General features: G+C 56.9%; 11 protein-coding genes. 2 read left to right on the forward strand and 9 right to left on the reverse strand.

What is annotated here, in order from left to right:
• Positions 1-184: 184 nt before the first annotated feature.
• The 7 genes from AABA84_RS01190 to AABA84_RS01220 all read right to left on the reverse strand — a co-directional run bounded on the left by AABA84_RS01190 (position 185) and on the right by AABA84_RS01220 (position 7,970).
• A complete protein-coding gene (locus AABA84_RS01190) occupies positions 185-826 on the reverse strand; it encodes an MSMEG_1061 family FMN-dependent PPOX-type flavoprotein (RefSeq protein ID WP_338311051.1) in 642 nt (213 codons plus the stop codon).
• Positions 827-1,485: 659 nt separating this feature from the next.
• Complete coding sequence (locus AABA84_RS01195; protein ID WP_338311052.1) at positions 1,486-2,277, reverse strand: alpha/beta hydrolase; 792 nt, start codon at positions 2,275-2,277, stop codon at positions 1,486-1,488.
• Positions 2,278-3,223: 946 nt separating this feature from the next.
• Positions 3,224-4,021: an SDR family oxidoreductase gene (locus AABA84_RS01200; protein ID WP_338311053.1), complete on the reverse strand. Its 798-nt coding sequence runs from the start codon at positions 4,019-4,021 to the stop codon at positions 3,224-3,226.
• Positions 4,018-4,590: a cysteine hydrolase family protein gene (locus AABA84_RS01205; protein WP_338311054.1), complete on the reverse strand. Its 573-nt coding sequence runs from the start codon at positions 4,588-4,590 to the stop codon at positions 4,018-4,020. Before AABA84_RS01205 ends, AABA84_RS01200 begins: the two co-directional genes overlap by 4 nt.
• A 29-nt stretch (positions 4,591-4,619) precedes the next feature.
• On the reverse strand, positions 4,620-5,153 hold the full coding sequence (locus AABA84_RS01210) for an aromatic-ring-hydroxylating dioxygenase subunit beta (RefSeq protein WP_338311055.1): 534 nt from the start codon (positions 5,151-5,153) through the stop codon (positions 4,620-4,622).
• Positions 5,154-5,163: 10 nt separating this feature from the next.
• Positions 5,164-6,504, reverse strand: a complete 1,341-nt coding sequence (locus AABA84_RS01215; protein ID WP_338311056.1) for an aromatic ring-hydroxylating dioxygenase subunit alpha — start codon at positions 6,502-6,504, stop codon at positions 5,164-5,166.
• Positions 6,505-6,719: 215 nt separating this feature from the next.
• A complete protein-coding gene (locus AABA84_RS01220; RefSeq protein WP_338311058.1) occupies positions 6,720-7,970 on the reverse strand; it encodes an NAD(P)/FAD-dependent oxidoreductase in 1,251 nt (416 codons plus the stop codon).
• An 837-nt stretch (positions 7,971-8,807) separates the two neighbouring features.
• Here AABA84_RS01220 and AABA84_RS01225 point away from each other — a divergent pair.
• Positions 8,808-9,782 carry an AraC family transcriptional regulator gene (locus AABA84_RS01225; protein ID WP_338311060.1) on the forward strand — a complete coding sequence of 325 codons (975 nt, stop codon included), beginning with the start codon at positions 8,808-8,810 and terminating at the stop codon, positions 9,780-9,782.
• 88 nt (positions 9,783-9,870) lie between these two features.
• Here AABA84_RS01225 and AABA84_RS01230 read toward each other — a convergent pair whose 3' ends face one another.
• Together AABA84_RS01230 and AABA84_RS01235 are read right to left on the reverse strand one after the other, a co-directional pair.
• Entirely contained in the window at positions 9,871-10,188 is a 318-nt protein-coding gene (locus AABA84_RS01230; protein WP_338311061.1) for a 2Fe-2S iron-sulfur cluster-binding protein, read from the reverse strand.
• Between the two features lie 43 nt (positions 10,189-10,231).
• Positions 10,232-11,464, reverse strand: a complete 1,233-nt coding sequence (locus tag AABA84_RS01235) for a cytochrome P450 (RefSeq protein WP_338311062.1) — start codon at positions 11,462-11,464, stop codon at positions 10,232-10,234.
• A gap of 230 nt (positions 11,465-11,694) precedes the next feature.
• Here AABA84_RS01235 and AABA84_RS01240 point away from each other — a divergent pair, with 230 nt between their 5' ends.
• Complete coding sequence (locus tag AABA84_RS01240) at positions 11,695-12,189, forward strand: MarR family winged helix-turn-helix transcriptional regulator (RefSeq protein WP_338311064.1); 495 nt, start codon at positions 11,695-11,697, stop codon at positions 12,187-12,189.
• The last annotated feature ends 348 nt before the right edge of the window (positions 12,190-12,537 follow it).

The raw sequence follows: 12,537 nt of genomic DNA on the forward strand, positions 1-12,537 counted from the left end.
ACGATCAACGACTTGCTCGTGATGGGGCACTAATCGACATTGATTTCCCAAGCCGAGCACAGCTCGGCCGGATAACGCAATCGCCGAGAAACACCTTTTGTGCAGCGCTTGGGGGAGCTTTTCTCGACCGAGAGCCGCAAGTTGACGCGAGGCCGAAAGAGTGATTCATCCTCTTTGGATCTCGCTAATAGAGCGTCGCTTGATAGATCACTGGCGTCAATTCCTCCATCTGCTCGTAGCTATAAGGCGCATCGGGGCAGAGATCCTTGGTGATGCGGGCAATACTTGCCATCTCTCCTTTGGCTACTTGAGTTGCCGGATCCCAGAGCTGAGCGCGCATGACCGATTTTCCGCAATGCATGAAGGCTTCATAGACCTTGATGACAACTACCGACTTCGGCAGCTTTTCGCGAAAACTCATGCGCTCGAGTAGATCGGGATCGGTCGAGATGGTCGCCAAGCCGTCCACTCGTAACGTCTCCAGGCGTCCCGGCACGAGAAAGATCAGTTGAACCTTTGGATTGATCGCGATGTTCTGCATCGAAATAATCTGATTATTTCCTGGGCGATCAGGAAAGAGGATCGTGTGCGCGTCGACAACATGAACAAAGCCGGCCTGATCGCCTTTCGGTGACACCGAAGGCCGGCCCTGCAAGTCGCTCGTCCCAAGCAAGCAAAATGGGCTGCGGCGGATGAAGTCGGCATAGTGCATGTGCAGGTGGTCAATGTGCGCCATCAGACCAAGATCGAGAGGGGGACCGTAACGATCCCGCAGCGCCACGCGGGGATCTTCGGTTACGCCGACCGCATCCGATAATTCAGTCATTGGGAGCTCCGCCTTGTGCGAGTCGCGCCGCACTTGCCGTACCTTTGTTCTAAAGAAGTTATCGGTCGCAGGATGCGTCAGCAACTAATCTCACGAGGGCATATTAGCCCTCAAACGAAGCGGATGCTCCAGAAGCGAATAAGGTTGGGGTGAAACGGTCTTCATTGTCGGACTGGCCGAAGCAGCGTAGTGCCAATTGGTATGGGAGTCGGAGCTTTATCATCCTTCACAGACGTTTCTGGCGATCGGGCTAGGCAGAGCTACGCAGCTCGGGCGAGCTGAGACATCTAGGTTCTCGTTCAACGGCCAAGAGAGGCTGATGTAGATTTCCGGCACCCTAGACACCCCCGGCCCCGCCGCATTGCGTTCTTGGTGGCTTCACAGCCAAGATGATCCAATATCGTCGCCTCGCAAACGTCCGGGGTATCAACCCAAGAGCCACGCCCCTCGATTCAACCAAAAAATTTGGCCGCCGCAAAGCGGCGGCCAAGTCTAGGAAGGAGGCAGACAGCCGGTCTGCTAGCGGAGCTCGTTCATCTCAAACGGATGGAGATGGACATGTGCCTCCACCGTCCAGTATTCGATCGACGCCCTTTAGTGGCGTGCCCTCCGTCAATCGCAATCTCAGATCTGCGGGCCGGCCGGGTAGATTGCAAAGACTAAACCACCGATCGCTCCAGCCATTGGGCAATAAGGCCCGCTGTCTCCTGCCATCCCGGTTCAAGCAGCAAGTTATGACCGCGCCCACGCAGGTATCGGTAGTCTGCTCCATAGAAATCGGCCAGTGCTCGAGAGGTCGACGGCGGCGTCAAGACATCCAGTTCTGCGCCAAGGACGAGGATCGGGCCCGACACGCGAGTCTTGTCGACCGACACGCTCCAGCGAGTGGCTTCGTAGGCCGCTTTGGGCGACTCTGGGCACAAGCGCTCGTAGTAGGGCCGGGCCTCATCTTCGGTGAGCCCTTGGAAGAAGAGCTGCATCGCCAGCTCGAAGGGAGGCGGGCCCCAGGGGCGGCTAAAATCCACCGGCACATCGATTTTCGCACCGCCGACCTCCGAAGGAACGACCGAGGTGCTCAACACCAATCCTGCCAACGAGTTCTGCTCAGCGAACTTCTGAGACGCCAACGCCCCCATGCTGTGGCCGATGAGGATCGGCTTGGCTTCGAACTGGCCGGCCACAAGCGAGATCTCTTCGACGACGTCCGCGATGCTGCGGTGAATGAGGTCGTTCTTCGGATGGGGGTCAGATCCGTTGTGGCCGTACCAGTTGAGCGCGTGGCATTCCCAACCGGCATCGGCAAAATACGGCAGAAACTTCTCCCACGACCAACTTCCATGACATCCCCCATGGACGAACAAAATCGGTGGCCGCGGCTTACCTGCTGACTTCGCTGGAGCCCTGGTTTCAACACGGATACCCTTGATCTTATACTCTCTGCTGTCACTCAATTTTGCGCCCTTTCTATTTCCCAAGCTCTGTTAAAGTTACAATCAACGAAGCCGACTTCTCCTTGCCGGAATGCCGATCTGCTTGCTGCCGGACTCGCGTGGCGAGTTTCCACGTTCGCCAAACAAGTACGGAACTGTTTGAAGGAGGAAGGAACACCTCTTTGCATCCTCGCAGCCACTACGCAGCGCATCTCAGGTACTCTCGTCAGGCCTCTTGATGACGAGGCAGAAGCGCTGACGTTTGTACTGTTGCACCGGTGACGAATTGGCTATGCGGCGGGCCCGGGTGAATTGATGCAACGATTTCATACTGAATCTCAACGACCAGGGAATTGTCGCGTGCAGCGGAGCGCTCTTTTCACTCTTTCCCAAACCATCGATCCGGATACGACGCAAGCTCGCTATAGAAGCCGCCGCGCTTTGGTTCGCATTCGGTTCATTTGCTGCGTGAGTAGACCAGATGCGCTTGCCGCCACGTCTACCGGGACAACGCGCTCGTCGCCATGGCGGCAACGCGGCTCTAGGATGACGGGACGCAAGCACCGATTGTGAGAACATGGAGGGCCGCCAAAGCGCCTTGGCTTTCGCAACCGTAACGTGGTAGAGCCATTATGACGTCACAGTTTCTCATGATCCGGCGACGCCGATCATCCTTCTGCCGTGTGGGTCAGTTTCCCGGGACTTCGCACTACGATCAAACGGATCGTTCTCAGCCTCGAACTGGCTCGGTCTTCGCGGGCGAGCCGCAAACTCGAAGCGCCTGTGCACTGGACATCTAAACGGGACTGCGCGGCGCTTGGCAGCTCGACCGCACAGTATCCCACTACAGCGCTGTTACCTGCTACTCAGCAGCTCTCTTCCGCTATCGCCAGGTCTCCTAGACGTCTTGCATCACGCGATCGATGCGAAATTCTTTCAAGGAAAGCCCGTTTGAACGCGGCTGACACTACTGACGGACAGGCACGCCAGACAACCAGGCGCGCGGTCCTAAACCTTGATCGGGCCCGAGACTGGTGAAGCCGCCATCGACCGCAATGTCGGTACCCGTTACAAAGCTAGCAAATTCCGAACAGGCGAACAGGACAGCGTTCGCCACCTCCCGGCCACGACCGATCCGGCCCAAGGGATGAAGAATAGCGCCCCTTTGATCGGCTTTTTCGATCGACCCCGTAACCGCCTCGACGCTAGGAGACCAAGTCACCGCCGGCGAGACCGAGAGGACTCGGATGTTCCGTGGCGCCAAGGTGACCGCAAGATTCTTTGTGATCTGCAGAATCGCGGCCTTGGAAGCTGGGTACAACATACGGTTGGCAGCACCGGATTTGCCGCCAATGCTACTGATATTCACGACGACACCGCCCTCAGGCGGCATGCTGTCGACTACCTGTGCCGTGAGAATCGCCGGCCCGATCAAATTCACGTCCAGCAACCGATGCCACTGTTCCCGAGTAGCCGTCAATCCGGGATCGTCGTACATGCAGGCGTTGTTGACGAGGCCATCAATGCCTCCGAACAGCCTGATGACATTTTCGACACATGCCTCGATATCCCGATCTAACGAAAGATCAGCCTCTATGAACCGGGCCCGTGGCCCCAGTTTCCGCTCTAATGCCGTTCCCTTCTCCTTACCTCGCCCTACAATGGCAACGAAAGCGCCTGCCTCAATCAAGCATTCGGCTATGTCAGCGCCCAGTCCCTGGGTCGCCCCCGTAACGACAAACTTTCGACCATCCAGACGTATCATTCGAACCCCGCTTCAACGAGGTTGTTGACCGTGACGACTGAGCCGATGAGGCTGATGTTGAATAGCGCGGCCTCGTGCACCTCCGGGCGCGAAGCAGAGCATGCGTCCTCGGCGACGATCACCTCATAACCCATATCGGCGGCGTGTCGCGCGGTGTGCTCCACGCATGAGTTTGTGGCGACACCTGATAGAATCAGACGGGTGACGCCCAACTCGCGCAGGCGCATCTCAAGATTCGAGTCGTAGAAGCCGTTAACTCGATTATGAACCACGACGGTTTCATCTGATATTGGACCGAGTCCCTCGAAAAATTCCGAACCCCACTCACCTTCTACAACGGCGCCTGCAGCGACAACATTACGGAAAATTGGCGCATTCTCGGAAAAAGTACCCGCAGCACGCGGTCTTGCAGTCCGGACATGTACGATCGGCAAGGACGCCGCTCGTGCCCCAAGCAGCAAGCGCTTAGCTGCGTCCATCACGCCTTTCCTATTTTCTGCATCTTGACCGAATCCGAGCCTGATCCGGCCATCAGGATGAAGGATGTCATTCTGATAATGCAAAGCCACGAGGGCAGTGCTTCGAGGGCTCCGTCTGATCACATGTACACCTCGAGTGCGTGATGAATACCGTCGCAATTTATTAGGTCGACACGCTTCTGCCGTATGCGCCACTTGTTTTCGACAAGGATGAGCGAATGCGTGTAGTGCCCCGCGAGCTGGCGAAGATCTCGCCGCGCGCGCCATTCAGTCAGTTGGAAAGTCGAGCGCACGCTCAACTTGCCCTCGCCCCTCCCTCCCGACAGGATCATCACGTTTCCAAGAACGCGCGCGGTACGAGTAACCGGCAGTTGCGACCACGCGTGGACATGCTCCAACCGTCGCCGCCTCACTTCGCGCATCATGGCATCCTCATAGAACAGCGAGGCGTGATTGAGTGGGTCCGTCTGGCCGTGAGCTAGCGGCGCCCAATAGGTGCCGTCCTCTGCGAACAGCGCTTCCCATCCTTCCCAATCGCGATCGTCCAGGAGTGCCGCCTCGCGGTAAAGATACTGCTCGATCTCGTGCTGAAGCTCCGGTGTCGTCTGTGTTGCAGGACTCGATCCATTATCCTGTAGCTTGATCGCCTTCATCTTTGTGCACCTATTCCGCCGCCGTGACCTGTTCGTTGGGTCTGGGGCTTACCGGTTGCCCCATGTACTTTTTCCAGGCGCCAAATTGATTTCGCATTGGAAGTTCGGTTACGCCCTTTCCGATGGTTTCGTGGTCCCCTTGAATGTCCTTGCCGAAGTTGCGGTGCTGACTGATCCATTGGCCGCCATCCGAAAGCATGCCCTCCTGACAGCGGCGGTAGAGATCGACGTCGTCGACCATCACGACGGATGACGGCGAGTTGACGATGTTGGTGTAGTTGATCGTCCTTTGGAAAAACTCGTCCGTCGTACCCGCCAGCCTAAAGGTGAAGAATTCGATCATGGTGCGGTTGACCGCAATCGGGCGGATAACGCGCATCTGCTGAAAGCCGACATGAGGCGAACAGCTCGGATAGATCACTGTGTTGTGCCGGTTAACCTTCAAGATTTCTTCGGCACGTTCTTCGCCATACGCTTTGACAAGTTGTTCGCGATACTCGAGCGAGATCCTGTCGCCTGGGGCATTGAAGATGGCATCGAAGAAGCTATGGCCATAATCGTAACAGCGAAAGTCGAGTGATTCCCAGAAGGCGTTCGGCTCGCCGTTGCCTTCGATAATGTGGAGCTGGAACGGAGATTTCCCTCCAAAGCGGCTCTTCGCCGTTTGCTTGGCGGCAGTCCACGACGACTCATGCGTGGCGGGCGCGTGCGCCGTATCGTTCATGTTCTCCAGGAATAGCTTCCAGTTGTTTTCTTGCCAGACGCGCTGGACGCCCCCGGCTACTATCACTCTCCCTTCGGGAGCACGGTCGGCGAAGTTGTCGAGCGTACTGATCGCGCCGCCCAGGAATGTCTTCAAGTCCGGGCCTTGTTTGCTCAGGCTTGCAAACACAAACCCCCGATGGGACTGGACACGAGCAACCGATTGCATCGAGAATGCGTCGCCCTTGGGATCAAAACCGGTCCCGTCATACCAGCTACGGTGAGGCACGCCCATCAGAGATCCATCCAGCTTGAATGTCCAAGCGTGGTAAGGACAGCGGAAGATCGGCCCGGTATTCCCGCAGCCCTCAGCTATGACCTTGGCACCCTTGTGCGGGCATCGGTTGTGCAGCACATGAACGCTACCCGCCTTATCGCGCACCATGATCACCGGATGCTTGCCGATCAGCGTTGTCCAATAGTCTCCCGCGTTCGGAACCTGACTCTCATGGCCTACATAGATCCATGCGCGTCCAAAGATCCGGTCCAGCTCGATCTCGAAGATTTCGGGATCGGTGTAGACATCGCGATGAACGTGATCCGGATAAACCAGCTCAGCAATTCGGGATTCGAAGGGTTCTTTCTGCATGGGAATTCCTCCTGATAAGCAGGGATTGTCTGAGCTCATGGACGTGTCCAAGGGGCAGCAATTGGTGGCATTAGAAACCGCCCAAGCCGCTCGTGGTGATGATGGGCAGCACGGTACGCAGTTCCACCAGGTTTCGTTCATCTTGCTGCCTGAGACCGCTTCGCCCTCCAAAGACACTTGCAATCTGGATCGCATGGCCCATGATTTTTCCACTCCTACGAAATGTCACGTAAGGGGAGGTTCGTATCGGATAGAACGTCTGCCGCCGAACGCACTCCGTTCTCGACCAGACGCTTACCCTGCACGTAGTCTTTGGTGGAATTGACGCAGTCCAACGCGATGACCCGGCTATCGCGGAGATAGATCACCGAGAAAGAACGCGACGCCGGGTCCCCGCGTACGACCTCCGCGTCGTAGCCCATCGACAATCCAATTGTCTGAAGTCGCAGGTCGTACTGGTTGGACCAGAACCATGGCAGAACTCGATAGGGTGTCAGTTCGCCCACGACAGCTCTTGCGGCCGTCGCCGCCATGTCATTGGCATTCTGCACTGATTCCAGTCGGATTTCGGCGCCGCCTGCGAATGCGTTGGCATGGAGTGCGCAGTCACCAATGGCATACATGTCGGGAAGCGTGGTGCGGCAGTATTCATCGACGATCACCCCATTGCCGTAGCGAGCACCTGCTGCGATGAGCGCGTCGATGCACGGCGCAATTCCGATCCCGACAATCACCATCCCACAATCCAGGATCTCACCATTGGCCAAGCGTACCCCAACTACGCGGCCGCGTTCGCCAACGATCTCCCTTACGACCGCGTCTACCCTGATGACGACGCCATGTGCTCGGTGCTCGGCTTCGTAAAAGTTCGAGATCGCCCGACCCGCCACGCGAGCGAGCACACGATCCTGCGCCTCCAAAACGGTAATATCTTTGCCGGTCTTTGAAAGGACGGCCGCCGTCTCCAAGCCGATGTAGCCGCCACCGATCACAACGACTTTCTCGACCTCCTCCAGATGTCCCAGAATATTGTCGACATCGGCCCGCGTTCGAACGGAATGGACACCCTGTAAATCTGCCCCGGCGCAGGGCAGGCGTCGCGCACGACCTCCGGCCGCCCAGATCAACGTATTGTAGGCGATGACACTGCCATCGCTTGCAATTACCTTCTTGTCGGACGGATCGACCATGTCGACTTCACGCCCCAGCAGCATGTCGACCTCCCGGTCGTCCCAAAAGCGCGCAGGCCGCAGCAAAATTCGCTCGAACCCCTTCTCCTGTGAAAGATAGTCCTTGGATAGCGGCGGCCGCTCGTAGGGAAGTTCAGCCTCATCGCCGACGATAGCAATCGTGCCAACGAACTGGTGTTGCCTTAACGCAATTGCTGCCTGGGCGCCCGCATGGCCCGCCCCAACGATGACTACATCGTACTGCTTGGTGAAATCCTCGCGCGTCAGCCACTTCATTTGAATTTTCTGGAACCAATGTTGGCAGAATCATCGAAACGCTGAGGTGCAGTTTTCATTGCTACTCTGCGCCGTGGTCTAGGCGTTCTTTCGCCGACAACTGCGAAAGAGACGTTAGCTGAGCCTCACCCTCAATGGCAATCGATCGAGCTCCGCGCGCTGCGCCGAAAACGAAGGGCATAAACCAAGGGCGAATCGTTTGGCTTTCCTGGGCGAACGGAGGACTTTGCATCCGTCACATCACATCCGGCGAGATGACACAGTGCCAGGCATCAATCCGCCGTTCAGGACATCATCAACTGCACGAGTCGTTCTCAGACGACGCTTCTGAGATGGTGTCGACCTGTCGGCGATCGCTGTCCCATGATCCAGGCCGTCCAGCTGACGCTTCTCTACGGTGCGTGGGGAGACGCTTTACGAAGCGCGGGGGCGATAGGCATTGCTGGGTCGAGCAATTCGCCCAAAAGCGAAGAGAATGATCCAAATGCGCATCGATATCTTGCGCGAAGCCAACAGGCGTGGCGCGGCGAGCACCTCTCAAGGCATTCTGACGTTTGGTACTGCCAAGGTCCCGGTCCTGGCCCTTCCCAAATCGATGCCTGGAGCGCCTGCTCGGATTCAAACGGTCCTTGTGCGATCTCGACCTGTTGAATCACCTCCATACAGTTTTGGGTGAAATGGGTTCGCAAACTGATGCTTGAAGGGAATGAAATCGTTGGGCTAACCTTCATTGGGCCATTGGCGAATTGGTGCGGAGCCAATAAGCGAGGGTTAAGGTCGCGGGCAATTTGCTCCAATTTTGCGGTATGACGGAGACCTTTTATGGTGCAGCGAAGCATGAGGTCGATCTTCAGCTCTGCCGACGCAGATGAAATGGTCTCAATGACATCTCGGCTTTTGAGCCCGCACAAGCTACTTGTCCGGGATCGCGGTGCTTTTGGCGGACGACTTGTGCAAAGTCAGTTCGCGAGTCTTTCACTCAGCCATTTGGTCTATGGAACCGAACTGGAAGTCCGCGCAGAAAGCATGGGTGACGATGTCTTCCTACTAGCAGTGCTGCTCTCGGGAGAGAGCGTTACCAGGCAGGGCGGACAGCATGTCGTGACTAATTGCGACGTTGGCTGCATTCTAACTCCCAACACGTCGTTCTCTACTGAGTGGAGCCCAGATTGCAGCAAGATTCTGATCAAAGTCGATCGTCGTCGGGCCGAGCGAGAGCTCAGTCGGTTGATCGGGCAAGACCTGCGACGACCTCTCCGTTTCGAGATGGAAGTGGCTTTCGGCTCGGACCATATTCGCACGTTGCGGACCCTAGTCGATGTTATGCGCGCCGAAGCAAGTGCGTCGGTGATCGGACCTGAGAGGTTGCCGATTCATCGGTCCCTGGAGGCCGCTTTCGTGTCAACACTTCTGTTGAGTCAGCCTCACAACTACTCAGATATTTTGAACCATCGGAGATCAGCTGCCGTTCCTTGGTATATCCGCCGGGCAGAAGAGTTCATCAAGAGACATTCCAGTAGACCAGTCTCACTGACTGAAATTACAAATGCGGCGGGCGTTAGCGCGCGATCGCTCCAGGTTGGCTTTCAAAAGTTCCGCGGCGTTTCTCCAATGGAATTTCTCCGTGATTACAGGCTGGATCAAGTGCGAAACGAGATCGAGGCGGCCGGCGGCAAAGGCCTTGTGCGTGAATTTGCCTGCGCGGCGGGCTTCACCAACATGAGCAAGTTCGCACGATCCTACCGGGCCCGTTTCGGTCAAACCCCGCGCGAGACGTTGCGTTTCTCTGGGGAATCCCCGTATTCCCGCTAGTCCCGAGACATTATTTCGACTCCAAGAAGATCGAATTCGGACATTCCGGAGCGGCGGCTCGGTCATCGATTGAAAGGAACGGGCGAGACTATCCCTCTGGAGCGATCGTCAAGCTCAGGCCGTCTAGCGGCTCGGCGAAAATGATCTGACAAGACAACCGGGATGTCGGCTTACGATGGCTCAAGTCGTCCAGCAGTCCATCCTCTAACTCAGTCATAGATCCAAGCAAATGAATCTGTCCGCTATCGACGTAAACGTGACATGTCGCGCAAGAACAGTTTCCACCGCAAAGCGCCAGAAGCTCATCGAACCCGGCGTCTCGGATGATCTGCATAACGGTTCTTCCCGGCTCTGCCGGGAGCTTCGTGGTGCTTCCATCAAGTGCAGTAAGAGAAATCGTTGTCACTGGGTTAGGTTATCCTCAGATTGGTGCGGCAGTTAATCGGATATCAAGCGGGCTTGACGTTGACGGGCATGCTTTTCAGGCCGCGGAGGGTGTTGTTCAGTCGACGAATGGGTTCGCTTGCCAGTTCGATCGTGCGCACTTTCGTAGCCAGCGCCGTCAGCACGGCCTCTCCCTCGAGGCGCGCCAGGAGTTGGCCAGCACAGGCGTGAATGCCATAGCCGTAACCGACATGCCCGGCCGTTTTGCGCGAAATATCGTACTTGTCCGGGTCAGTCCAATGACGAGGGTCGCGGTTAGCAGCCCCCAGAAAGAGCAACACCTTGGCACCGGCTGGCAGGGGATAGCCCGCGAATTCAGTTGGCTTGGTCGTTGTACGAAAGAAGGTCTGCACGGGGCTTTCGAGCCGGACTGCTTCCTCGAATGCAGCCCGCGCAAGGGTGGGCTCGGCGCGAAGTTTCTCCCACTCGCCAGGGAAGCGGCAAAGGCAGTAGAGTGCGGCTCCGAGCCCATTGACGGTGGTATCCACACCCGCCGTGAGAAACGACTTAACGAGCGCTGCGCCATCTTCCTCGCAGATCTCCCCCGCATCGACGGCCTGGTAGATAATGCTTCCGAACCCCCCGTCCGCGAGGTTTGCTCTCAAGGACTGCTCTTTTACCCACGGGTGAGCGATATCAGCGCGCGGCGCCGAATCGCGAAAGAGCTTGTTCGGCGGGCCAAAGGAATTGAACACCATGTCACCATAGGGAAGCAGGTTCTCCCGTCCCTCCTGCTTCATACCGAGCGCATCCGGGAATACTCGCAGCGGATATGCCTCGGTCAGATCGGCGATTGCATCGAACTGGCCGCGCGCCACCAGCGCATCGACCATATCATTTGCAATCTGAAAGAAGCGCCCGCGCAGGGTCTGCATGACCGCGGGCGAAAGAGCGCGCATCAAGATGGTGCGATTCTGCGTGTGGACCGGGGGGTCGACCTCCAGAATGATACTCGGCAGCCGGAAGCGTCCGTGTCGGACATAGTCCGCCATGCCCACGCCGCGAGTCGATGTAAACGTTTCCCAGTCGCTGTAAACCTTCCTCACATCCGCAAATCTCGATACGGCTGCAATGTTGTAGCGCGAGAGCCAGACCATTGGACCGGTCTCTCGAAGCAAGTCGTGCATGGGAACCGGATCCATCAGGTTCTGGTCCGAGAACGGGTCGATGTCCAGCACCGGGATGTTTAGCGGCGGCTTGAAATCATACATCGGGGCGACATCGACACTTGCGGTCATAATCAACTCCAATGGCCAGAGCCATGCTGTGTTCGCAACATGCCATATTGATTACACAGCATGAAATGCGCGTCAACGACATTTCCTCGCTCATGCCAGGTGCCGGTTTGCTATTCTGCATGCGGTGTGATGAATTGTGCGTCGCGAAAGAACCGTCGCCCAGCAGCAACGGGGATGCTCGCAAGAAAGAACAGCTAACTTAGCTGCAAGTAATCCAGAGAAATGGCACGATGGGACGCATCAAAATCGACATTCGGAATTACGTTCCAGCGCTGCTGACGTCGATAAGTGCTATCCACCGGTCGGCACAGGCGGCCGATCTCCGACGACGCTTTCAGATCGGAATCATGGAGTGGCGCGCCATACTAATCCTGTCGTCGCGACCAAACATTTCTGGCCGGAGACTCGCAACAATATTGGGTACGGATACAGCCGCGATTAGCCGCTCTTTGAAGGCTCTGGAAGCGCGAGGTTTCGTCAAAGTAACGCGAGATCCAACTCATGTTCGCCGGCAGAAGATTGCGCTGACCCGCGAAGGTCTGCAGGTCTACGATCGAATGGCGCCCATTGCCATGCAGCGGCAGGAGCATCTCTTGGAAGTTCTGACACGAGGCGAGCGCGCCCAGCTTATTGATTTGTTGCAGCGCTTACTCGATCACGCTCCGCAGCTTGAGAAAGCCCCGAGCGCGGGAAAGCCTAATCGTCGTAAACATGAGGCCAACTAGCTAGCCCGCGCCGGGCCACCTTATCAATTTCTCGGAACGAGCAGTTTTGCGTCTCTTGGCGCGATCCTCGATCCACGCCACCATCTGCAGCGCAACCATAGCCCGTGAGGTACCCCGCATTGTGGGGCCACACCTGACCATCGCACCCAAATTGCTCAGCTAGTCCGACTTGTCGACGAGATGCCATCTAATACGTCAATCGAGACCCGAGTGAACGATTATGACACACGAAATTTCCTCAGAGCTTGGCGCGGTGTTCAGGAAGATGACAATCGCTCTGCCACCAAGCGAATACTTGTGCGGGAGCCTGGACATGAATCGAATGCAGATGTTTAGCCGGCAAACCGG

Origin of the sequence: Bradyrhizobium sp. TM239, from assembly GCF_036247985.1 — a bacterium.
Lineage (GTDB): Bacteria > Pseudomonadota > Alphaproteobacteria > Rhizobiales > Xanthobacteraceae > Bradyrhizobium > Bradyrhizobium ottawaense.

Coding starts and splice junctions, on each gene's coding strand:
- AABA84_RS01190 (WP_338311051.1), bottom strand. CDS start 826: ATGACTGAATTATCGGATGCGGTCGGCGTAACCGAAGATCCCCGCGTG.
- AABA84_RS01200 (WP_338311053.1), bottom strand. CDS start 4,021: ATGATACGTCTGGATGGTCGAAAGTTTGTCGTTACGGGGGCGACCCAG.
- AABA84_RS01210 (WP_338311055.1), bottom strand. CDS start 5,153: ATGAAGGCGATCAAGCTACAGGATAATGGATCGAGTCCTGCAACACAG.
- AABA84_RS01215 (WP_338311056.1), bottom strand. CDS start 6,504: ATGCAGAAAGAACCCTTCGAATCCCGAATTGCTGAGCTGGTTTATCCG.
- AABA84_RS01220 (WP_338311058.1), bottom strand. CDS start 7,970: ATGAAGTGGCTGACGCGCGAGGATTTCACCAAGCAGTACGATGTAGTC.
- AABA84_RS01225 (WP_338311060.1), top strand. CDS start 8,808: ATGAGGTCGATCTTCAGCTCTGCCGACGCAGATGAAATGGTCTCAATG.
- AABA84_RS01235 (WP_338311062.1), bottom strand. CDS start 11,464: ATGACCGCAAGTGTCGATGTCGCCCCGATGTATGATTTCAAGCCGCCG.
- AABA84_RS01240 (WP_338311064.1), top strand. CDS start 11,695: ATGGGACGCATCAAAATCGACATTCGGAATTACGTTCCAGCGCTGCTG.